The sequence below is a fragment of the Curtobacterium sp. TC1 genome (genome assembly GCF_019844075.1).
Classification (GTDB): domain Bacteria; phylum Actinomycetota; class Actinomycetes; order Actinomycetales; family Microbacteriaceae; genus Curtobacterium.
Map to the genome: position 1 here is coordinate 483,968 of NZ_CP081964.1, position 22,592 is coordinate 506,559.

Consider the following 22,592-nt stretch of genomic DNA (forward strand, 5'->3'; position numbering starts at 1 on the left):
CATCGAGAGGGAAACACGAACATGACACGAATCGCACGCTCGTTCGGGATCACGCTGGCGGCAGGGGTCGCCGCGGTCGGCATCGCCGTCCTGCCCGCGGTCAGCGCGTCCGCGGCCACCGCGGTCACGAACGACTACGGCGCCAGCCTGTCGGTCAGCGGACCGGCCTCGGTCGTCACCGACGGCCCGGGGGCACTGCACGGCGTCTCGGACGGTACCGTCACGGTCACCGGCAGCGGCTTCGACGGGGACGCGCAGGGGCGCGGCTTCGGCGTCTACGTCGTCTACGGGCCCAAGCAGGCGGACTACGCCACCAACTCGGGTTGGTTCGGCTCCGCCCAGTGGGTGTCGAAGAGCGCGTTCACGGCCGGTGGTGGCTTCACCACGACGATCGACGTCGCGAAGTCCTACACCGCGGATCCGCACCACACCGGCGACGCGGCGGCGACCGTCAGCTGCGACTACGACGCCACGAAGACCGCGACCGCCAACGCGGCGCTCGGGCAGTACGAGTGCTTCGTCCAGACCTTCTCGGCGCACGGCGTCGCGAACGACCCGGTCGACCTCGACGAGGTCCAGGTCCCCGTCACCTGGTGACCCACGCGGTGCCCCGGGTCCGCCCGGGGCACCGTCTCCCCACATCCGCACCACCCGACCCGAGGAACCGATGCACACCCAGACCAGACCGGCCCGTCGCCTCCGCGCGCTCAGCGCCACCGTCGCCGCGATCATCGGCCTGACGGCGGCCGTCGCCGGCACCGTGCCCACCGCCGCGACCGCCGCCTCGGGGCCGAGCACGTCCGTCACGGGCGGCACGCTCGACTGGGGGTTCAAGCAGTCGTTCCGGAACTACGTGCCGGCTGCAGGGCAGTCGGTGTCCGGCGGTGCGTCGAAGAACGCCGACGGCACGTTCCGGTTCACCGCGTCGGGCGGCAGCTACGACCCCGGCACGCGGAAGCTCACCGTCACGGGTTCCGGCGCCGCGGTGTTCGACTACCGCGCGCACACGTTCGTCATCTCGTTGCGCGACCCGGCGATCGAACTCACGCCGACCACCGGCACCCTGACCGCCGGGGTCGACGTGCGGCTGGTGGACCCGACGACCGGTGCCACGACGTCCGACCCGGGGACGAAGCGCATCGCGTTCGCGACGATCGACGTCACCAAGGGCACCCGATCGGTCACCGACGGGAAGTACTCGTGGACCGGTCTGCCCACCACGATCACCGCGGCGGGTGCGGCGGCCTTCGCCGCCGACGTCACCGGCGGCGGCAACCCGACCCAGTTCTACGCCGCGGGCACCGCCCTGGATCCGCTCTCGGTCGCCGTGACGGGCGACTGGGCCGCCGAGGGGGCGGACGGTGACGGCGGCGCCGACGGCGACCAGGGGTTCAGCGACCCCGGCGTCCAGGGACTCGTGAGCGCCGGCGTGCAGACCACGGTCGGTGACAGCACGATCGGCCGGGTCACCACGGTGGTGCGGGACGCCGCGCGCGCCCTGAACGTCGTGCAGGTACCGGCTGCCGGAACCGCCAAGGCGAGGTACTTCGTCGTGGACGACGAGGGCAAGCGCGTCGCCGGGCCGATCGACCCGGGTGTCGCCACCTCGAAGCCGAGCGTCGACCCGTCGACCGGGAACATCGTCGCGACCGCGTCGTTGCCCGCCGCGGAGTTCGGCGGCACCGGCGCGAACGTCCAGGGGTACGTCGTCATCGTGCGCGGCACGGACGCCGTGTACCGGGACGTCGTGCACGTGAAGCCCTCCGTCGCGGTGCCCGCGGCGAAGGCGTTCGCGATCGACCCCGCCGACGGTTCCGTCGTCGCGCAGGTCGCTCCGGCCGCCAACGGCGGGTCCGCGGGGCTGCTGCGGGTGGCCGCCGTCGGCGCGGGTGCCGGGTCTGGTTCGGGTTCTGGTCCGGGTGCGGTCACCGAGGTCGGCACCAGCCCGGCCGGCGGGACCGTCCGCGCCGTCACCCGCACGGCCACCCTGATCGGCTCGGTCACCGGGACGATCTCGTCGGTCGGCGTCGACTGGACCGGCAAGCGCGCCGTCGTCTTCGACCAGGCCGCCGCACTCGCCCGCGTCGTCGACCTCGACACCGGGGCCGCGGTCGCCGACGTGTCGATCGGCGCCACCGCGACGTCCGGGGCCGCCGGCGGGACCGTCGTCGACTCCCGGGGCCGGGCGTGGTGGAGCAACGACGGCGACGCCACGCTCCGAGCCGTCTCGCTGCGCGGGACCCCGGCCGTGACCACCTCGATCGGCCGGATCGGCGGCGCCGCGTACCTGGCCGTCGACGAGGCCGCGAAGCGCCTCTGGGTGTCGGCCGCCGGCGGCACGGAGACCGGCAACGCCGTCCGCGCGTACGCCATCGACGGCAGCACCGCGCCCACGCTCGGCGCCGAGTACCAGCCCGGCACCACCTACACCGGCGACCCGATCGTGATCGCCGCCGACGGCCGCGCGGTGGTCGGCGTCGTGAACGCCGCGACCGACGCCGCCGACCAGGGGCTCCGTACGTTCACGGTCGTGACCACTCCGACCATCACGAAGCAGCCGGCCGACGTCGCCGTGACACTGACCGGCGCGACCACCGGCACCGACGGCAGCACGACCCCCGCCACGCCGCAGCAGGTGTCCTTCGCGGTCACCACGACCGGGACCCCGACGCCCACCGTGCAGTGGCAGCAGCACACCCCGTCGGGCTGGGCCGACCTGCAGGACGGCCCCTCGGTCGCCGGCGCGACGACCCGCACGCTCCGCATCACGGCCACCGAAGGGCTGAACGGCGACCGGTACCGTGCGGTCGCCACGAACGTCCTCGGTGCGACGGTCGTCGGTCGGGTCGCCTCGGACACCGCGACCCTGCGCGTCACCGTGCAGGCGCCGACGAACCCGGGCGGCGGGAACGGCGGCGGGGGAACGGGCGGCGGCGGCACCGGCGGCGGGTCGACCGTGGTCGGGGCGGACGGGTCGATCACCGGGGCGGAGAACGCCCGAGGAGCCTCGACGAACGTGCGGCCAGCCACCGGACTCTCGACCGACGCGGCGGGTACGAAGCTCACCGTGACGGGCTCCGGCTTCACGAAGAACACCAACGGCTCCGGGCTGTACGTGCTGTTCGGGTACGTCACGAAGCACCCGAGCTCCGGGGGAGCGGCCGGCGCGGGCTACGACTACGTCCCCGGGTCCGGCGGCACCGGGCAGGACGGCCAGGGCTTCGTCGCCTGGCCCGACAACACCGGCACCGGCGCCGCGGCGACCGCGAAGTTCAGCGGCACGAAGAACGCCGGCTTCACGCAGGGCGGCGTCATCGCGCGCTCCACGTTCACCGGCCAGTCGACGAAGCGCGTCGACTGCCTGTCCGGGGCCGTGCAGTGCGGTGTCCTGACCATCGGCGCGCACGGCGCCGCCGACGCCGCGCTCGAGACCTTCACGCCGGTGTACTTCGCCGGACAGACGGTCCCCGGCACCCTGCCGACCGGTCCGACCACGGGTGGTGGTACCGGCGGCAACGGCGGCACGGTCATCCAGCCGCCTGTCGTGCAGCTGCCGCCGGCCGCCACCGCACCGATCATCACGAACGCCTCGGACACTGCGCCGACGGCCGCGCCGACCGCTCTGCCGCGGAACACCGCCGCCCAGCCCCGGAACAGCGCGAAGGCACCCGCCGCCGTCGAGCCGCCGACGGCCCCCGCCGCGGACTCCGACGAGCTGGCACGCAAGATCGACGCCGGCGACATCACCACCATTGCGGCGGCCGACGCCGGGATCCCCGACGAGGTCACCGCCGGTGACCAGCTCGAGCTCCGCCTGCCGTGGGCGGGCGACGACGAGGGCGGGAGCGTGTGGACCTACTCCGAACCGGTGCAGGGTGACGACTTCACCGTCGAGGACAGCACGGCCACCGCAACGGTCGACACCACCGGACTGGAGGTCGGCGACCACCACGTCGTGCTCGTCGGTGACCAGGGAACGGTCGTCGCGGTGCCGTTCACGGTGGTCGACGGCGTCGGAGCGGTTGCTCAGTCGTCCGACGCCGGGGCCACGACCGTCGCGGCGGCAGACGACGGCGCAGACGGTGGGATGACCACCGAGACCCTGCTGCTCGTGGTGATCGGGTTCCTCGGCGGGCTCGTGGTGCTCGCGATCGGCCTGGTCGTGCTGCTGCTGACGGGGGTGCTGCAGGTTCGGACGCGGCGGAAGCCAGCGGCACCTGCCGCTGCCTGACGCCCGGGCGCCCGGCGTCGTGTGACGGCGCCAGCGCCCGGCCCAGGCGCCCGGCGGGTCAGCCGCCGGGCGCCCCGAGCCCGGCGAGGAAGGTCGCCTCGGCCAGGGCCATGTGCTCGATCTCGGACGGGTCCACGCTCTCGTCCGGCGCGTGCACGTTCGCAGCCGGCTCGGACACCCCCGCCAGGATGACCTCGACCCCGGGGATCGCCCGTTCGAGCGTCGCGCAGAGCGGGATCGATCCGCCGCCGCCGAGGGAGCCCACCGACGACACCCGGTACGACGACGCCAATGCGCTCCGGAACGCCGACGAGTACTGCCCGGCCGTTGCGCGGAACCCGTCGCCGGTCCCCGTCACGCGCGCGGTGACCTCGACCCCGGTGGGCGCTCGCCGCAGCAGGTGCGCCACCAGCAGTTCGCCGGCGGCAGCGGGGTCGACGCCCGGCGGCACCCGGAGGTTCAGCGCGGCACCGGCGGTCGCCTGCACGGACGGCGACGACCCGGCGACGGCCGGCGCATCGATGCCGACGACGGTCAGCGCCGGCCGCGCCCAGACCTGGGATGCCGGGTCCCCGGACCCGATCGGCACCGCGCCGTCGAGCAGCCCGGCGTCGGCGGCGAACCGGTCGGCGTCGTAGGGCAGGCCGTCCCAGGTCTGGGAGCCGTCGAGTCCGTCGACGGTGGTGTCCCCGGTGTCGTCGCGCAGCGTGCCGAGCAGGGCCACCAGGGTCGCGATGGCATCGGGTGCCGCACCGCCGAACATCCCCGAGTGCACGGTGCCGTGCAGCGCCCGGATGCGCAGCTCGACGAACGCGGTGCCACGCAGGGTGGTCACGAGCGCTGGGGCCCCGACGGCGGCGTTGCCGGCGTCCATCACGACGGCTGCGTCGACGTCGGCGAAGTCCGCGGCGTGGGTGGACACGTACTGCTCGAGACCGTCGGTGCCCTGTTCCTCGGATCCCTCGACGACCACGACGAGTCCGACCGGGAACGAGCCGTGCACGTCGAGCAGGGCCCGCAGCGCCACGAGGTGGGTGACGACCCCGCCCTTGCAGTCCGCGGCACCGCGACCGTACAGGCGACCCTGTCGCTCGGTCAGGGTCCACGGGTCGCTCGTCCAGGCTGCGAGGTCGCCGGCGGGCTGGACGTCGTGGTGGGCGTAGAGCAGGACCGTCGGCGCGCCGGGCGGCGCGGGGTGGGTCGCGAGGACCGCCTGCGAGCCGTCCGACGTCGTGACGAGGCGCGAGGTCAGACCGAGGCCGTCGAACGCACCGTGCACGCGCTCGGCGACGCGGCGGCAGTCGTCGAGGGACTGCACGGCCGGGTCGTGGACGGACGGGATGGCGACGAGCGCCGCGAGCTCGTCGAGTCCGGCGGGCATCCCGGCGCGGACGGCGTCGCGGAGCGGGTCAGCGGACTCGTTCGCCTGCTGCGCTGCGTCGCCGGTGCTCACGAGCGCCCGATCTCCCAGATGCGGAACTCACCAGAGGCGTCGACCGACTTCGTCAGCCCGGTGAGCGACTTCTGCCCGATGACGTTCTCCTGGCCGGCCAGCAGCGGGATGAGCGGCACGGACTCGGCGGTGTCCTGCTGGATCTCCTCGATCTGCTTCGTCCGCTCGGTCGCGTCGGCCTCGACCGCCTGCGCGGCGACCAGCTGCTGCACGGCCCGGTCGTCGAAGTGGTTCGCGAGCAGGTTGACGTCCTCGGAACCGTAGGCCGGCGTCAGGTACGACGAGGCGTCGGGGTAGTCCTGGAAGAACCCGAGCTGGAAGACCGGGTACTCGCCCTTCCCGACGTTCCCGACGTAGGTGTCCCAGCTCGCCGACTGCAGGTCGACCGTGAACAGGCCGGTGTCCTCGAGCTGCTGGGCGAGCAGCGCGTACTCGTCGTCCGACCCGGAGCCGTAGTGGTCCGTCGTGTACTCGATCGGCAGCGCGACGGGCGTGCGCACGCCCGCCTTCTCGAGGATGGCCGCGGGGTCGGCACCGTCGTACTCCGTCCGGAACGCATCGGTCGCGCCGGTGAAGTCGGACGGCACGATCGAGTACGCCGGAGCGTAGGTGCCCTGGTAGACGTCCTTCGCGATCGCCGCGCGGTCGACGGTCGCGGCGACGGCCTGGCGGATCGCGGTCTTCTGCGCGGTGTCGTCGCCCGGCATCGTGTCGAGGTTGAAGCCGAGGAACCGGACCTCGCCCGACGAGCCCTGGACACGCTGCAGGCCGTCGTCCTCGGACAACGAGGTGACCTCGGTCGGCGTGAGCTGGCGGTAGGCCACGTCGGCGTCGCCTTCCTGCACCGCGAGCTTGAGGTCGGCGGACTTCGTGTACTGCTTGATCGTCACGCTCGACGACTCCGGCGCGGTGCCGTCGTACTCCTTGTTCGCCGTCAACGCGATGGTCGCCCCGCCGTCCGCAGACTGCTGCAGCGCGTACGGACCGGACCCGACGACCCCGTCGTCCGCGTGGACCTTCGTCTTCGAGAACACCTCGCTGTCGACGATCGCGCCGGCCATGCTCGCCAGGACGTACGGGAACGTCTGGTCGTTCGCCTGCTCCAGGGTGAACGTGACCTCGTCGCCGTCGGCCGCCACGGACGCCATGTTGGCGAGCAGCGACCCCGGACCGTTCTCGGAGCCGATGCCGACCTGGCGCTCGAACGAGAACACGACGTCCTCCGCTGTCAGGGCGTCACCGTTCGAGAACGTGAGTCCGTCGCGGATCCGGCACACGTAGTGGGTGCCGTCGGTGAAGTCGCACGACTCGGCGACCTCGGGACTCGTCGTGGTCCCGCCCGCAGGGTAGGTGAGCAGGTGCTGGTACAGCTGCGTCTGCACCGTGTAGCTGCCGCGGTCCCAGGCGCCCGCCGGGTCGAGGGACGTGACGGGATCGGTCGTCCCGATCACCAGGCCGTCGGAGACGTCGGTGGACGCCCCGGTCGAGGCGCAGCCGGTGAGCACGGCGGCGACGGCGGCGGAGAGCGCGAGTGCGGAGAGGAGTCGGGTCGTCACGGGGTTCCTGAGGGGGATGGTTTCGAGAGGGAGAAACGGGGATGTGCGGCCCCGCCGGTCGCGAGGTCGGCGATCATGTCGCCGAGCAGCGGTGCGAACTTGAAGCCGTGGCCGGAGAACCCGGTCGCGACGGTGACGGGACCACGTCGGTCGATCACGAAGTCCTCGTCGGGGGAGTTGTCGTACAGGCAGCTGATGAAGGTCGGCTTCGTCGCGTCGACACCGGGCACGTACCGCGCGACGTAGGCCTGCAGCCGCTCGGCCTCGGCCGGCACGGGCGTGAAGTCGCGGTGGTCCGGATCGACGACGGGGCCGGTGCCGTGGAACCCGACCTTGACGCCCTCGCCCGGGGTGAGCAGGCCGTAGACGTCGTCGTCGGCCGCCCAGTGCACGAAGCTCGGCCACGCCTGGTCAGGCAGACGGCTGGGGAAGTGCGCGGGCTGTTCCTGGGTGACGCGGATGGCCGGGAGGCCCGCCCCGCGTCCGGCGAGCAGGTCGCCGACCAACGTGGGAGCCCACGACCCCACGGCCGCCACCACGGACGAGCTGCGGTGGGTGGACCCGTCGGACAGCGTCACCGTCACGTCGTCGCCGTGGTCGTCGAGCCCGGTGACCCGAGTGTCGAAGCGCAGGTCGGCGAGCCCGGTCCGCTCGGCCAGGGTCAGGAAGGCCTCGATCGCGCGGTCGGACCGGATGCGACCGGCCGTGGCGTGCGCGAGCACGCGCCCCTCGAACGCGATCCCCGGCCAGCGCGCGGCGGCGTCGTCCGGGCTGAGGGTCTCGTGGGGGATGCCTGCGTCCGTCAGTGCGGCGGCGATGGCGTCGACGACCTCGGCGCGGCCGTGGTCGACGGCGCCGGTGCGGACGATGAGCTCCTCGCCCGCAGCGCCCTCGAGCGCTTCCCACAGCACCAGGGCGCGGGAGGTCAGGGCGACGTACTCGGGGTCGGCGTAGCCCTGCCGGAAGATCCGGGTGGCACCGTGCGACGAGCCGTTGTGGTGTCCGCGCTCGTGCTGTTCGGCGAGCAGGACGCGCTCGCCGCGGAGTGTGAGGGCGTACGCGGTGGCGGCACCGACGACCCCGCCGCCGATCACGACGTGCGTCGGGGCCCGGTCGCTCAGCACGTCGCTCACGACACTGCTCCTGCACGTCGGGCGTCGGCTTCGCGCCGCGCCGGCATCATCGCGACCACCTCGGCCTCGGTCGGGGCCGCCGCCGGGAACCGCGCCGGGGCGTAGCGGCTCGCATCGCCGAGGGTGGTCGTGCCCGTGACGCTCAGCTCCGCCGCGATCCGCCCGAGCCCCGGACCGTGCGTGACGCCGGACTCGTTGTCGCCGCCCGCCACCACGAGCCCGCGCAGCTCGGGGACCGCGCCGACGATGAAGTTCCGGTCGGCGGTCATCGAGACGACGCCCTGCGTGGGGGTCTCGTCGACCCCGAGCACGCTCGCGGCAGCGGGGAGCAGCCGGGCGACGATCGGGTGCAGGTACGTGCGCATGGCGTCGAGCAGATCCGTGCGCACGGGGCGGCGCGCGGGCTCGTCGCGCCGGTCTGCGCCGCCGACGTGCAGCGGCTCGTACCCGGGGCCGGCACCGTACGTCAGGCCGCCGCGGTGCTCGCGGATCCACAGGCCGTGCAGCTCGGGGAGCATCAGGGTCGGCAGGGAACCCGGCAGCCCGAACGGCGTCGTCACGAGGCGGCTGGCGACCACCCGGACCGTCGGCAGCTCGCGCCCGAAGGGGGCGAGCAGCGCGTTCGTCCAGCTGCCGGCGGCGAGCACGACGCGATCGGCGCTGATGACCTCGCCACCGGCGGTTCGGACGCCCGTGACGGAGCCGTCACGGGCCTCCAGTCCGGCCACCGGCGTGTGCTCGCGGATCTCGACACCGCGTGCGCGTGCCGATGCCGTCAGGGCACGCGCGGTGTCCGGCGCGCTGATCTGGATGCCGTCGGGGTGCAAGAAGCCGGCGGTGACCGCGGCCGGGTCGAGTCCGGGTACGAGGTCGGCCGCCTCGGCTGGGGTGAGCGTGCGCGCCCCGGCCGGCCGGAGCGGGTGCTGCTCGAACGGCGGCAGGTGGTCGGCCCGGCCCTGCTCCGTGACGGTCAGCCACACGTTGCCGTTCTGCCGGTACCCGGTCGGGCCGTGCCCGGCGCCGGCGAGGTCGCGGTAGAAGTCGATGCCGTACTGCTCGACGTCGCGTTCGGACTCGTTCCAGTACCAGGCGTACCCGGCTGCCCACTGGCCCACGAACCCGGCACCTGCGGTGGTCGTGCCCCCGGCGACCGTCCCGCTGTCGAGGAGCAGGACGCGCTGCCCGAGCGCGGCGAGGTGCCATGCGGCGCTCAGTCCGATGACGCCGGCGCCGACGACGACCACGGGGGACTCGGGGGAGGACATGGAGCGAGCGTAGTGTCCCGAGGTCGCCGACAGGTGTTGTTCATGACGCCGTGTGACGCGGTGCAGAACGGCCGCCGCCCCGGTCGATCAGCGGTCGAACGCGTCGAGCACCGCCGCGGCCGACCGCGCCACCAGGGCGTCGTCGTAGGCGGCGTCGGGGTCGTTGCGCGCGGTCAACACGGAGAGCACGATCGGGTCGCCGTCGGGCGGGGTCACCCGCGCCACGTCGTTCCGGATCGGCCCGGCGCCCCCGGACTTGTCGACCACGACCCAGCCGTCGGGCGCACCGGCGCGGATCAGGGCGTCGCCGGTCGCGTTGCCGCCCATCCAGTCGACCAGCAGCGCGGTGTCGGCGCTGTCCAGGGTGCTGCCGTCGAGCACGGTCGCCAGGGCCGCGGTGAACGCCGCCGGGGTCGTGGTGTCCTCGGTGCTGCCCGGCTCGATGGTGTTGAGGTCCGGCTCGCCGTGGACCACCTCGGTGGTGGTGTCGCCGAGCTCGGCCAGCGCGGCGTCGAGGCCGCTCGGACCGCCGATGCGCGTGAGCACGAGGTTCAGGGCCGTGTTGTCGCTCATCCGGACGGCTGCCTCGGCCAGCTGCTCGGACGTCAGCCCGTCGGCCACGTGCTGTTCCGTCACGGGGGAGTACCCGGCGGCGGTGACGTCCGCGGCTGTCCAGTGCACGACCTCGTTCCGGGCATCCGCGTGCACCGAGCGCAGGAACTGTGCGGCAGCGAACACCTTGATGGTCGAGGCGTAGCCGAAGCGTCGGTCGCCGTTGTAGGCGACCGTCTCACCCGTGACGGTGTCGGTCGCGACGACGCCGACCGTGGCGTCGTACTCGCGTTCGAGGGCCGCGAGCGCTCGGTCGACACTCCGGTGGTCGAGTGCGGCGGCGCTCGACGACGGAGTGGGCGAAGGAGTCGACGTCCGGGAACCACCCGGTGCCGGAGCCGTTCCACCGGAGCACCCGGTCACGGCGACCACGATGACCGTGGACACCACGACGCCGCGGGCGACGGTGGAGCGCAGACGACGCATGGAGCGAGTGACGGGAATCGAACCCGCGCTACCAGCTTGGGAAGCTGGAGTTCTACCATTGAACTACACTCGCGCGCCCCGCAGAACGGGACTCGGCAAGCCTAGCGGATTCTCGCCTGGAAGCCAGCCGACCGCGCACCGTACGCCTCCTGCCGGGCGTGTGTCGTGCCTCCCGAGTCTCCGCTGTGAGCACGCCAGCCTGACGGACAGGTGTCGTGCTCGTGTGTACCGTCCAGGGAGTTCCAGCGCCGAAGAACCCGAGGAGGACCGGATGGTCAGGCATCCCCTCATCGACGACGTGGTCGGTCCCGCCATCGTGGTCGAGTCCGCCTCGCCGGTCGTGTGGCTGACCGACGCGCTCGCCTCACTGCTCCGTCGGTCGGCGGACGCCGGCCGCACGGTCGTGCTGCGGACCGGACGGGAATCCGCGATCACCCCCGCCCTCCGGCACGCACTCGGGGCGTACGGTGCCGCGTGGGCCGTCGCGGACTTCGACGGCACCCTCCGGGACGGCCGGACGGGCGTCGCCGCCTCGGGCATCGAGGACTTCGTGCACCGTGGCCCCGAACTCGTGGGCACACCGTCGCCCGAGCACCCCGTCTCGGCGGACTCCGTCCGCCAGATCAGCATCGACCTGACCCTCCGCCACCACGCGGAGCGCGCCGTGGACATGGGATCCGCGATCGAGGCCCTGTGCCACACCGTGGGGACCTGCCCCACCCGCTGGGGCACCGCCGAACCACTCACCGTGCCGTGGGACCGCTGGGTCGTCACGCAGTACGCCAAGCATGAGGCCCCCGGGGTGTCGACGTCGTACGCGGTGGGTGAGGGCTTCTCCGCGACGATGACCGCCCACCTGGTCGGTGGCGTCGTCGTGGAGACGATGTCCGCCGTGCTCACCGTGCCCGAGGAGAACACCGACCCGGAGCTCGCGAACCGCCTGTTCGACGCCGTCCAGCAGGTCGCCGACCAGGTCGTGCCCGTCTTCGGTGTGGTCATGCAGCGCCGCGGAGACGCCGATCACCTGGTCCGCGCGGTGTCGCACGGCGAGCCGTCGCCGCTCGCCGTGGTCATCGGGCCCGAGGCATCCGAGTTCCTCGACCGCGACGGGGTCTGGCCGCCGCCGCGCACCACGACGGCGACGTTCGGCACCCGGTCCGGGGCCGACGGCGACCGGAGCGAGGACGGCGACACCGACAGCGCCGACGGCGGCATGATCGTCCGGTTCGAGGACGGCTGGGAGGCCCTCGAGTCCTTCCTCGACCGCATCGACGAGGACCGGTTCCTGCAGCTCGTCGGCGGAGCACCGCTCGATCCCGCCCACGACGAGGGCACGCTCGACGGACACGTACGGGACACCCGGGTGACGGGCGGTCACGGTGCCCCGTGACGTCACCATCCTCTGCCGTCGAGCGGTGGAGACGCGGGAGGTCGCCGAGGCGCTGCTCCTGCACGACGAGTCCTGGGGTGTCCGCGCCCTCGACGACGGTCCGATGCTGCAGGTCTGCCGCGACGCCACCCACCCGGTGATCACGGTGCTCGGGGTGCGGCGGGTGGACTCGTTCGACGAGGTCGAGCGGATCCTGCCGGACGCCCCCACGATCGCGACGCCGCTGTGGTGGGTGGACACCGTCACCCCCGCGGGCTCCGACGGCGAGTCCGGGATCTCGGCTGCGCTCGAGGCTGCTCTGGACCTCGACGCGGTCTGCATCGTCCACGGCGACTGACCGAGTCGTCGCGGTCGGCGGGTCCGCGGTGCCGGATGCGCCTCAGTCGCGGCGCGCGGTGTCCGACGCGTTGATCGCCGCCAGGCGTTCGTTGTACGCCTTCAGGTCGGCGTCACCGTCGCGTTCGGCCTTGCGGTCGAGCCGCTTCGCATCACGCTTGTCCGTCCGGATCCAGTTCCGCACCACGAGCAGCGCCACGAAGACCATGGGCAGCTCGGAGGCGCCCCAGGCGATGCCGCCGCCGGTGTGCTGGTCGTCGAGCAGCGCCGCGTCGTTCGTCTGGCCGAGGGCGTGGAACCAGTCGATCGCGAACACCGACTGCGAGGTCATCACGGCGACCCCGAAGAACGCGTGGAAGGCCAGCGTCGCGAGCAGCGCGATGATCAGGATCGGGTACGGCGGACGCTTCGGCCCCGGGTCGACGCCGACGAACACCCAGAAGAACAGGTAGCCGCTCAACACGAAGTGGACGACCATCGCCACGTGCCACTCGTGCGACTGCATCGCCGCCTGGTACGCCGGCGTGAAGTAGAACACCACGAGCGATCCGGCGAAGACGACACCGGCGACGGCGGGCTTCCCCATGAACTGCATGTACCGCGAGTGCACGAAGAGCATGAGCCACTCGCGGGCCCCGCGGGAGCCGTCGTTCCGGACCGGCAGGGTGCGCATGGCGAGGAGCACCGGACCGCCGAGCACGAGCGGCAGCGGCACGAACATCATGAGCAGCATGTGCTGGACCATGTGCGACGAGAAGTGGATCATGCCGTACACGGCTGGGCCGGCCGAGGTGGTCCAGATGAACAGGGCGCATCCGATGAGCCAGGCGATGGTGCGCCCGACGGGCCACTTGTCGCCGCGCTTCCGGAGCTTCCGCACGGCGAGCAGGTACCAGACGGCCCCGACGACGGCGAGCCCGAGCCACACCCAGTCGACGTGCCACTGCGTCAGGTAGGTCTGCATCGTCTGCGCCGGCGGGAACGGGAACCCGATCAGGCCGGAGCGGGTGTCCTCGCCGGTCTCGGGCGTCTGCGGGATCGGCGGCTGCGAGCGTGACACGGCGACCGAGACACCGATCGCGACGGCCATGAAGACGATCTCGGCCAGCGCGAACCGGGTGAACCGGCGACGGTCGAGCGGCGCGCGGAGCAGCCCGGGCACGAGCTTGCGGCGCTGCACGACGCCGGCGATCCCGAGCAGCACGAGGATGGTCGCCTTGACCGTGATGAGCGCGCCGTAGGGCGTCGTGACGAGGTCGAGCGGACCGGTCAGCCGCAGCGAGGCGTTGACGATGCCGGAGAACGCGACGGCACCGAACGACCAGCCGGCCAACGTCGAGTAGCGGGAGACCACCCGTCCGGTCGCGCCCTTCGTGCGGGTGCGCAGCAGCACCACGGCGACGAGTCCACCGGCCCAGACGCACACCCCGATCAGGTGGATCGCGAGCGAGTTCACCGCGTTGGCGTGCTCGAGCGAACCGGCGGCGTGGCCGGACAGCGCCAGGGGGAGCAGTGCGAAGACGCCGAACACCGTGGCGACGGCGAGCGTCGTGACCCGGGTGGCGAACGCGGCGATCACGGTCGCGATGAGGATCGCCGCCGCCGAGACCACGAGCGCCTGACCGATCTCGACCTGGAACGCGAACAGCATGAAGTTGCGGGCGAACACCGGACTGGTGAGCGGGACGCCGAGGGTGTTCGCGCCGGTCAGCACGACGGTGACGGCAGCCGCGAGGAACCAGACCGATCCCGTCGCCGCCGCCCAGCGCGTGGCGCGGTGCTGCACGCTCGAGAGTGCCCGGTGGTCCTTCTTCTGCGCCGGCAGCGCGAACGCGGCGACGATGAGCAGGCCGACCGTCAGGGCCGCCATGGTGTCGTGCACCACGCGGGCGATCGGCAGGCCGTACTCGACGACGTCACCGGCGGAAACCAGCTGCTGGCTCGCGGTGAAGGCTCCGGTGATCGTCAGCCCGAGGAGCGAGCACGCGACGGCGAGCGGGATCGCGACGACCAGCACGGTCGCGACGGTGGACGTGCGTGCGGTGACGGGCGCGGATTCCGGCGCCGGGCCTCCGGGCTGGGTTGCGGGGGACGTGACGGTCATCAACCTTGTTCCAGGGACGCGTGCGTCCGCGAGACCGCGGACCCTCCATGGTAGGCGGGTCGGTCTGGGCCCACGCCGCAGGTTCCTGAACGCCGCGCCAGCGGCGATCAGGCCGTGCCGGTGGGGAGAGGAGCGGTGTCAGTCCGCAGCGCGCGCTGCGGTCCGCCTCAGGCTCGCGCCGACGACCCCTGCAGGTCGCGGATCCGGCCCAGCTCGTCGAAGTCGACCGTGATGGTCCCGTCCGCCAACGTCAGCGTGCGCCCGTCCCAGGGGACACCGCGGAGCGACGCCCAGCTCCCCACGGCGCGGCGGTGGTCGTGCACCTCGGTCGTCTGCAGGCCCTCACCGAACTCCCGGACCATCCGGGGGACCGTCGGTGGCGCGAACAGCAGACCCTCGAACAGCACCCAGAGGCGGGAACCTCCACCGACGTGCCCGCCGAAGCCGAACCACGAGCCGGTCGCCAGCCGTGCCGCGATCGACATGTCCCACGCGAACTCGTACCCGGCGTCTGCGGCGTCGGCCTGCCGGTGCTCGCCGAACGGGACCTCGCCCTGCACGAGTTCCGGGATGCCGAGCCGTTCTCCCAGCGCACGGGTGGCGTTCGCGGCGGCGAGCACCGACGCGGGGTACTGCGACGGGTTCGCCCAGCCCCAGAGCCAGGTGCGCGGCCCCGGTGCGGCCGATCCCAGGAGCTGGATCCGGAACTCGCCCGGGTGCGGCCCGGTGAACTGCAGGGTGCCGGCGGCGAGGTCGACGTTCCAGCGTTCGTGGTCGTCGTACAGGTCGGCGAGCTGCAGCTGCGCCTCCCAGGCCAGGAAGACCCCGTCGCTGACCAGATCGTCCATCCCCCGTGAGCGCGCCATGGGGGAACCCTACGCCGGGCGGTGTTCCCAGATCCCCTCGCTGCCGACGCCGACGAACCCGACGGCCTCGTTCACGTCGAGCATCGGGCGGTTCTCCTCCGCGTTGAACGTGATGATCGAGGGGTGCCCCGGGTGGTCGCGCTCGATCGTCTCGATCCCGACGACCTTGAGCAGCCACCCGAGCCGGTGGCCGCGGTGCTCGCGCAGCACCAGGGTGTCGCCCTGCATCACCGGCTGGACGACGGGTCCGGGGACGGCGAGCTGGGTGAAGCCGACCAGTGAGCCGGACGACACGTTCTCGACGGCGACGGTGCGCATCGTTCGCGGGCCGTCGTCGAGGTGCTGCTCGTGCGTCCGGAGCCGGTCGACCGTCCAGGCGTCCTCGGGCTCGGCCATGTCGCCGGACGGGGCGTCGGTGCTCATCCGCGTCAGGAGGAGCGCGACGTCCGTCTGCCACCGGAGCGGCGTCGGCCCGGCCCAGGTGTGCACGCGGTACCGGCCGGCTGCTGCCCGCGTCGCCGCGGCGCGGATCTCGGCGAGGGCAGCAGGGGCGGCGGGGAGCTCGAGACGGCTGATCCGGTTGACCTGGCCGAACCGCCAACCCCGGCCCGTCAGGAACCGGACCCCCGGCTCGTCCTCGGGCACGGCGCCGTACCCGGTGGGCGCACGGAGGTAGCCGGGGTCGGACGCCGCCCCGACGTGCCGGGAGACGGCGTACGTCTTCCACTGCGTGCGACCCTGCTGCCGAGCGACGTCCTCGACGTGCTCGGCCAGGAGCGTGCCGATGCCCCGGCGTCGGTGCTCGGGCGCGACGCTGACCGCGATCCAGCAGTTCGGGGCGTCCGCGGTGGCCTTCGAGTCGTACGAGCCGGCCCCGACCGCGGTTCCCTCGTCGTCCCGGACCAGGAACAGTCGGCTGGGTGCGTCGGGGTCGATCAGGTACGGCAGTTGTTCCTCGGGCGTCCAGAGCAGCTCCGGCAGTCCGGTGATCGACACCTCGGCGCGGTTCTGCACGTCGACCCACTCGCGGAACGCCTGCACGGTCCCCGGGTCGTCGTCCATCGTGGCGGGGACCACGAGTTCGTGGACGGTGTACGCGGTCATGTCGGTTCCTCCCGGCGGTGCGACGCCGCCCGGCCCCGGACAGCCTCGCAGCATATCGGCGGGGGTCCGCTGCCGCTAGGCTGCACGGCGTGCTGCTCTCCGATCGCGACATCACCGCCCAGCTCGCCGAGGGCCGGATCGGTCTCGACCCCCACGACGCCTCGCTCGTCCAGCCGTCGAGCATCGACGTCCGGCTCGACAAGTTCTTCCGGCTGTTCGACAACCACAAGTACCCGCACATCGACCCGGCGGTCGACCAGCCCGACCTGACCCGGCTGGTCGAGACCGACCCGGACGAAGCCTTCGTGCTGCACCCCGGCGAGTTCGTGCTCGGTTCGACGTACGAGGTCGTCACGCTGCCCGACGACATCGCTGCGCGGCTCGAGGGCAAGAGCTCGCTCGGCCGCCTCGGGCTGCTGACCCACTCGACCGCCGGGTTCATCGACCCGGGGTTCTCCGGCCACGTCACGCTGGAGCTCTCGAACGTCGCGACGCTGCCGATCAAGCTCTGGCCCGGCATGAAGATCGGGCAGCTCTGCTTCTTCCAGCTGTCCAGTCCCGCCGACAAGCCGTACGGCTCGGCCGAGTACCAGTCGCGGTACCAGGGCCAGCGCGGCCCGACGCCGTCGCGTTCCGCGCAGAACTTCCACCGCGCGGACGTCTCAGCGCGTTCCTGACCGCGGTCCATCCGACTCGGAACGACGTCATCGACGTCGTGCGACATCGATGACGTCGTTCCGAGTCGGCACCGCCACGTCATCCAGCGGACGAAATGTCGCATTCTGTGTATCGTTGCAGCATGTCCGCAGTCCCTCCACATCCGGTGCCGACGGTGTCGGCGGCCGCGCTCATCCGCGACGCCCGTGAACGCGCCGAGCTCACGCAGGTGCAGCTCGCCCGTCGGGCCGGTGTCACACAGAGCGTCATCAGCACGTACGAGAACGGCCGCCGCGAACCGTCGCTCGCCGCGCTCCAGCGCATGCTCCGGGCCGCGGGCTTCACCACGTCGATCGACCTGCTGCCGGTCGAGGACCCACCGCCCCTGCGGGACCGCGTCGCCGCCGCACGGCAGGACCTGATCGCCGTCGTCGAGCGGTTCGGCGGCCGGAACCCCCGCCTCTTCGGCAGCGTCGCTCGCGGTGAGGACGGCCCGGGCAGCGACGTCGACCTGATGATCGACGTGGACGCGGGCCTCGGCATCTTCGCGCTGATGCGGATCCAGGACGCCGCCGAACGGCTGCTGGGCGTGCGCGTCGACGTCGTGGACGCCGCCGGCATGAGCCCCGAGGTCGTCCGCCGCGCGGTGCCGCTGTGAGCCAGGACCCGACGACGCACCGCCTGGTCCGTGACCGACTCGACGACGTCATCGGTGCGTGCGAGGCGATCCGGCGCTACGTCGGGGACGCACGCCTGCCGGAGGACCTGGTGCACGACGCGGTCCGGATGCGGCTGGTCGAGATCGGCGAGGCGGTCCGTGTCCTGCCGAGCACCGTCACCGCGAGTGAGCCGGACATCCCGTGGTCGCGGGTGTCCGACCTCGGCGAACGCCTGACCCGGCGCTACTTCGACACCACCCGCGCGGTGGTGTTCGGCACCGCCCACACCGACGTGCCGCACCTGGCCGAGGCGGCGCGTCGGTTGCGCGCGGCGCGGCCCTGAGTCGGCGGGTCGCGTCGGCCCTGGACCGCGTGCACGGCGGACGGGAGGCACGGATCACGACGTGCGCCGGGCCTCCCGTCCGCCGTGTGGCCGGCGCCCGGACGACGCAGGACGGCCCCGTCTCGCCGAGGCGAGACGGGGCCGTCCGTGGTGCTGGGGAGATCAGCCCTTCTTGGCGAGCTCCTCGAGGGTGTCGTTGCCCTTGTAGGCCTCGACGGCGTTGTCCTTGGTGACCAGGACCGGCGTGAGCTCGATCGCGGGGACCGTCTTCTTGCCGTTGTAGTTGTTCGTCTTGTCCATCGTCGTGTCGGGCTTGTCGCCCTTCGACAGCGTGGAGACGAGGTCGACGGCCGCCTGGGCCTCCTTCGACGTGTCCTTGAAGATCGTCGAGTACTGCGTGCCCTTCATGATGAGCGGGATGGACGCGGTCTCCGAGTCCTGGCCCGTCACGACGGGGTTGTCCTTGCCGGCGGCCTTGGTCGCGGTGAGGATCGCACGGGCGAGGGTGTCGTTCGGCGACAGGACGCCGTCGAGCTCGGTGTCACCCGTGTAGTACTGCGAGAGCAGGTCGGTCATGCGCGACTGGGCCTTCTGCGCGAGCCAGCCCTGCGTGACGACCTTCTGGAACGTGGTCTGACCGGAGACGACCTTGATCGTGCCGTCGTCGATCTTCGGCTGCAGGACGTCCATCGCACCGTTGAAGAACACGGTCGCGTTGGCGTCGTCCGGCGAACCGGCGAAGAGCTCGACGTTGTACGGCTTGTCGCCCTTCTTCTCCTCGAGGCCCTTGAGCAGCGCCTCGGCCTGCAGCTGGCCGACCTTGAAGTTGTTGAACGCCACGTAGTAGTCGACGTTCTTCGTGTTCAGGATGTTGCGGTCCCAGGCGATGACGACGGCGCCACGGTCCTTGGCGGACTTGACCTGCGCGGTCAGCTGCGAACCGTCGGCGGCACCGATGATGACGGCCTTGGCGCCCTTGGTGATCATGCCCGAGATCTGCGACTGCTGGTCCGGGACGGGGTTGCCGGCGTTGGCGTACTGGATGTCGGCCTTGAAGCCGGCGTCCTCGATGGACTTCTTGAAGGCTGCACCCGCGAGGACCCAGTTCTGCGAGGTCTTGGCCGGCAGGGCGACGCCGATGAGGTCGCCCTTCTTGATGGTGCTGGTGCTGCCGGCGTCGTCGGACGAGCCGCGTGCCGAGCAGCCGCTGAGGGCGAGGCCCGCGATGAGCGCCAGGCTGAGGCCGGCGACGATCTTCTTGCGCATGTGATTGCTTTCTCTTCGTTGAGGAGGTGTGGGGCCGGAGCCCCGCTGTGGGGAGGGGTGGACTAGGGGAGGGTGATCTTGTCCGGCTGGTCCTCGATGGACCGCGGCTGCTGGGCGGCCACCGTGTTCTGCTCCGTGTCCTTGCGCTGGAACTGCCGCAGCATGCCGCCGATCAGGGACGGACGACCCTGCGACTTCGAGTAGACGTCGAAGGCCACGGCCACGAGCAGGACCAGACCGCGGATGATCTGCACCTGGTTGGACTCGAGGCCCATGAGCTGCAGACCGTTCGACAGCAGCGCCATGACGAGACCACCGATGATCGAGCCGGAGATCGTGCCGACGCCACCGGCGACCGCAGCACCACCGACGAACACGGCGGCGATCGCGTCGAGCTCCCAGCCGGTGCCGTCCGCGGGGCCCGAGGCGCCGGAGTAGGCGACGAACACCATGCCGGCGATCGCGGCGAGGATCGACATGTTCATCATGACGAAGAAGTTGACCCGTCGCGCCGAGACGCCGGACAGGACGGCGGCGTTGGCGTTGCCACCGACGGCGTAGACCTGGCGACCGAAGATCGTGTTCTTCGTGACGAATCCGTAGACGATGGTCAGGATGCCGAGGATGATCGCGACGATCGGGACCGAGGTGCCGACCGGGCCGGCGCCGAACAGGTACGTGGCGACGAGCGTGACGGCGACCAGGATGCCGGTGCGGACGATCGAGACCCACAGCGGCGGGACCTCGGCCTGCATCTTCCGGCGGCGGGCACGGCCTCGGGCCTCGATGATGATGAGCGCGAGGATCGTGACGAGGCCGATGAGGAGCGTGCCGTTGCTGAAGCCGAAGTCGGGGCCGAAGTCACCGAGGAAGCCGGCACCGATCGGGGTGAAGGCGTCCGGGACGGGGACCGACGTCGAGTTGCCGATGATCTGGTTCACACCGCGGAAGATGAGCTGACCGGCCAGCGTCACGATGAAGGCCGGGACCTTCACGAACGCGACCCAGAAGCCCTGCCACGCACCGATCAGGGCACCGCACACGAGTCCCAGGATGATGGCGGCCCACACCGGGAAGTCCCACACGGCCATGGACTGCGCCACGACGATGCCGACGACCGCTGCGACCGAACCCACCGACAGGTCGATGTGCCCCGCGATGATGACCATGACCATGCCGAGCGCCAGGATCAGGATGTACGAGTACTGCAGGAACAGGTTGATGACGTTGGTCGGCTCGAGGATGAGCCCGTTCGTCGTGACCGAGAAGAAGACCAACAGCACGATGAGGGCGATGATCATGCCGTACTGGCCGATGCTGTTGCCCTTGCCGAAGAGCAGTTTCAGGTTGTTCATGAGGCGGTGGCGCCCTTCCGCGCGGAGGTCATGCTGCGCATGAGCGATTCGGGATCGGCCTGGTCGGCCGGGAGGTCAGCGGTGATCTGGCCCTCGAAGATGGTGTAGATCCGGTCGGAGAGACCGAGGAGTTCGGGGAGCTCGGACGAGATGAGGATGATGCCCTTCCCCTCGGCCGCGAGCTGCTGGATGATGCCGTAGATCTCGAACTTCGCGCCCACGTCGATGCCGCGGGTGGGTTCGTCGAGGATCAGGATGTCCGGGTCGGTGAACATCCACTTGGACAGGACGACCTTCTGCTGGTTGCCACCGGACAGCTTGCCGACGTTGTCCTCGACGCTCGGCACCTTGGTGCGCAGCATCTTGCGGTACTTCTCGGCGACGGAGTACTCCTCGAGCGAGTCGACGACGCCGACCTTCGAGATCTTCTGCAGGTCGGCGGCGACCGTCGAACGCTTCACCGTGTCGAGCAGGTTCAGGCCGAGCGCCTTGCGGTCCTCGGAGACGTAGCCGAGGCCGTTCTCGATCGCCTGCTGGACGTTCGTGACCTTGATCTCGCGGCCGTCCTTGATGATCTGGCCGTCGAGCCAGGTGCCGTACGAACGACCGAACAGGCTCATCGCGAGCTCGGTGCGTCCGGCGCCCATCAGGCCCGCGAAGCCGACGATCTCACCGCGGCGGACGTGGAAGTTCGAGCCCTTGCAGACCAGACGTGACGAGTCGAGCGGGTGCTGCACGGTCCAGTTGCGGACCTCGAAGAAGGTCTCGCCGATCTTCGGAGTGCGGTCCGGGAACCGGCTCTCGAGCGAGCGGCCGACCATGCCGCGGATGATGCGGTCCTCGTTGACGCCGTCCGCCTTGACGTTGAGCGTCTCGATGGCCTTGCCGTCGCGGATGATCGTGATCTCGTCGGCGATCTGCTCGATCTCGTTGAGCTTGTGGCTGATGATGATGCTCGCGATGCCCTTGGCCTTCAGCCCGACGATCAGGTCGAGCAGGTGCTGCGAGTCGTTCTCGTTGAGCGCGGCGGTCGGCTCGTCGAGGATGAGGAGCTTGACGTCCTTGTGCAGGGCCTTCGCGATCTCGACGAGCTGCTGCTTGCCGACACCGAGGTTCTTGATCTGCGTGTCCGGGTCGTCGGCCAGGCCGACGCGGGCGAGCAGGTCCTGCGCACGGAGCTGCGCGGCGGTCCAGTCGATTCGCCCGAAGCGGCCGGGCTCGTTGCCCAGGAACAGGTTCTCGGTGATCGAGAGCTCCGGGATGAGCGCCAGCTCCTGGTGGATGATGACGATGCCGGCCTGCTCGGACTGCTTGATGTTCGAGAAGCGGACTTCTTCGCCCTCGTAGACGATCTCGCCGCTGTAGGTGCCGTAGGGGTAGACGCCCGAGAGGACCTTCATCAGGGTCGACTTGCCGGCGCCGTTCTCGCCGCAGATCGCGTGGATCTCGCCGGCGCGGACGCTGAGGGAGACGTCGGAGAGCGCCTTCACACCAGGGAACTCCTTGGTGATCGAGCGCATCTCGAGGATGGTCTCGGGTGCGGTGATCGACCGGGTCTCGAGTCCGGTGTCGATCGGGTGTGACGCCACAGTGCATCTCCTTCTGCCGCTGCGATGCGGCAGTTGTTCGGGTGGTTCTGCTGCGGCAGCGAATGGGCGCAGGTGGCCTGCGTGGACTTCGTTGTCGCGTCCGGTGTCCTGCTCGTGTGACGCTCATGTGAACGGTCACATCGGCTGGACGGAGGTAATTTACGCACGTCCCCGGTGCGGCTGTCAATTCGGATTGGTCGCGTTTTCGTAACGGCCTGCGTGATCTGGCGGAAGCAGGCCGATCACG

General features: G+C 71.4%; 18 protein-coding genes and 1 tRNA gene. 7 read left to right on the forward strand and 12 right to left on the reverse strand.

Annotated features, from left to right (window positions below; all coding sequences use genetic code 11):
- Positions 1-21 precede the first annotated feature (21 nt).
- Entirely contained in the window at positions 22-597 is a 576-nt protein-coding gene (locus tag KZI27_RS03515; RefSeq protein WP_222659337.1) for a hypothetical protein, read from the forward strand.
- 70 nt (positions 598-667) lie between these two features.
- Positions 668-4,231, forward strand: coding sequence for an HtaA domain-containing protein (locus KZI27_RS03520; protein ID WP_222659338.1), 3,564 nt, complete (start codon positions 668-670; stop codon positions 4,229-4,231).
- Positions 4,232-4,289: 58 nt separating this feature from the next.
- Here KZI27_RS03520 and KZI27_RS03525 read toward each other — a convergent pair whose 3' ends face one another.
- From KZI27_RS03525 to KZI27_RS03550, 6 genes are all read right to left on the reverse strand, one after another.
- Positions 4,290-5,684 carry a M20/M25/M40 family metallo-hydrolase gene (locus KZI27_RS03525; protein WP_261784066.1) on the reverse strand — a complete coding sequence of 465 codons (1,395 nt, stop codon included), beginning with the start codon at positions 5,682-5,684 and terminating at the stop codon, positions 4,290-4,292.
- Positions 5,681-7,240: an ABC transporter substrate-binding protein gene (locus KZI27_RS03530; RefSeq protein WP_222659339.1), complete on the reverse strand. Its 1,560-nt coding sequence runs from the start codon at positions 7,238-7,240 to the stop codon at positions 5,681-5,683. The genes KZI27_RS03525 and KZI27_RS03530 overlap by 4 nt, the downstream gene beginning before the upstream one ends.
- Entirely contained in the window at positions 7,237-8,373 is a 1,137-nt protein-coding gene (locus KZI27_RS03535) for an FAD-dependent oxidoreductase (RefSeq protein ID WP_261784068.1), read from the reverse strand. Before KZI27_RS03535 ends, KZI27_RS03530 begins: the two co-directional genes overlap by 4 nt.
- Complete coding sequence (locus tag KZI27_RS03540; RefSeq protein ID WP_222659340.1) at positions 8,370-9,638, reverse strand: NAD(P)/FAD-dependent oxidoreductase; 1,269 nt, start codon at positions 9,636-9,638, stop codon at positions 8,370-8,372. The genes KZI27_RS03535 and KZI27_RS03540 overlap by 4 nt, the downstream gene beginning before the upstream one ends.
- 87 nt (positions 9,639-9,725) lie before the next feature.
- Positions 9,726-10,676: a class A beta-lactamase gene (gene bla / locus KZI27_RS03545; protein WP_222659341.1), complete on the reverse strand. Its 951-nt coding sequence runs from the start codon at positions 10,674-10,676 to the stop codon at positions 9,726-9,728.
- Positions 10,676-10,749 (reverse strand) — tRNA-Gly (locus KZI27_RS03550). Before KZI27_RS03550 ends, bla begins: the two co-directional genes overlap by 1 nt.
- Positions 10,750-10,947: 198 nt before the next feature.
- On the opposite strand from KZI27_RS03550, the gene KZI27_RS03555 reads away from it, so the two are divergent.
- Both KZI27_RS03555 and KZI27_RS03560 read left to right on the forward strand, forming a co-directional pair.
- Entirely contained in the window at positions 10,948-12,066 is a 1,119-nt protein-coding gene (locus tag KZI27_RS03555) for a DUF6177 family protein (RefSeq protein ID WP_222659342.1), read from the forward strand.
- A gap of 25 nt (positions 12,067-12,091) precedes the next feature.
- Complete coding sequence (locus tag KZI27_RS03560; protein ID WP_222659343.1) at positions 12,092-12,403, forward strand: hypothetical protein; 312 nt, start codon at positions 12,092-12,094, stop codon at positions 12,401-12,403.
- A 42-nt stretch (positions 12,404-12,445) separates the two neighbouring features.
- On the opposite strand, the gene KZI27_RS03565 is transcribed toward KZI27_RS03560, so the two are convergent.
- The 3 genes from KZI27_RS03565 to KZI27_RS03575 form a co-directional block, all read right to left on the reverse strand.
- Positions 12,446-14,506 (reverse strand): cytochrome c oxidase assembly protein, encoded by a 2,061-nt coding sequence (locus KZI27_RS03565; protein WP_222659344.1) that lies wholly within the window; start codon positions 14,504-14,506, stop codon positions 12,446-12,448.
- A gap of 167 nt (positions 14,507-14,673) precedes the next feature.
- On the reverse strand, positions 14,674-15,372 hold the full coding sequence (locus KZI27_RS03570; protein ID WP_222659345.1) for a DUF6882 domain-containing protein: 699 nt from the start codon (positions 15,370-15,372) through the stop codon (positions 14,674-14,676).
- 9 nt (positions 15,373-15,381) lie between these two features.
- Complete coding sequence (locus KZI27_RS03575; RefSeq protein ID WP_222659346.1) at positions 15,382-16,476, reverse strand: GNAT family N-acetyltransferase; 1,095 nt, start codon at positions 16,474-16,476, stop codon at positions 15,382-15,384.
- Positions 16,477-16,565: 89 nt separating this feature from the next.
- Between KZI27_RS03575 and dcd the strand changes: the two genes are divergently transcribed.
- From dcd to KZI27_RS03590, 3 genes are all read left to right on the forward strand, one after another.
- Entirely contained in the window at positions 16,566-17,153 is a 588-nt protein-coding gene (gene dcd, locus KZI27_RS03580; RefSeq protein WP_222659347.1) for a dCTP deaminase, read from the forward strand.
- Between the two features lie 122 nt (positions 17,154-17,275).
- The gene (locus tag KZI27_RS03585; RefSeq protein ID WP_222659348.1) at positions 17,276-17,791 is read left to right on the forward strand and encodes a helix-turn-helix domain-containing protein; all 516 of its coding nucleotides are present in this window, start codon (positions 17,276-17,278) and stop codon (positions 17,789-17,791) included.
- Positions 17,788-18,135 carry a DUF86 domain-containing protein gene (locus KZI27_RS03590; RefSeq protein ID WP_222659349.1) on the forward strand — a complete coding sequence of 116 codons (348 nt, stop codon included), beginning with the start codon at positions 17,788-17,790 and terminating at the stop codon, positions 18,133-18,135. The genes KZI27_RS03585 and KZI27_RS03590 overlap by 4 nt, the downstream gene beginning before the upstream one ends.
- A gap of 162 nt (positions 18,136-18,297) precedes the next feature.
- Here the strand turns inward: KZI27_RS03590 and KZI27_RS03595 are convergent, their stop codons facing one another.
- From KZI27_RS03595 to mmsA, 3 genes are all read right to left on the reverse strand, one after another.
- Positions 18,298-19,401, reverse strand: a complete 1,104-nt coding sequence (locus KZI27_RS03595) for a sugar-binding protein (protein ID WP_222659350.1) — start codon at positions 19,399-19,401, stop codon at positions 18,298-18,300.
- Positions 19,402-19,463: 62 nt separating this feature from the next.
- On the reverse strand, positions 19,464-20,756 hold the full coding sequence (gene mmsB / locus KZI27_RS03600; protein WP_222659351.1) for a multiple monosaccharide ABC transporter permease: 1,293 nt from the start codon (positions 20,754-20,756) through the stop codon (positions 19,464-19,466).
- Positions 20,753-22,276 carry a multiple monosaccharide ABC transporter ATP-binding protein gene (gene mmsA, locus KZI27_RS03605; protein ID WP_222661166.1) on the reverse strand — a complete coding sequence of 508 codons (1,524 nt, stop codon included), beginning with the start codon at positions 22,274-22,276 and terminating at the stop codon, positions 20,753-20,755. Before mmsA ends, mmsB begins: the two co-directional genes overlap by 4 nt.
- Positions 22,277-22,592: the final 316 nt, after the last annotated feature.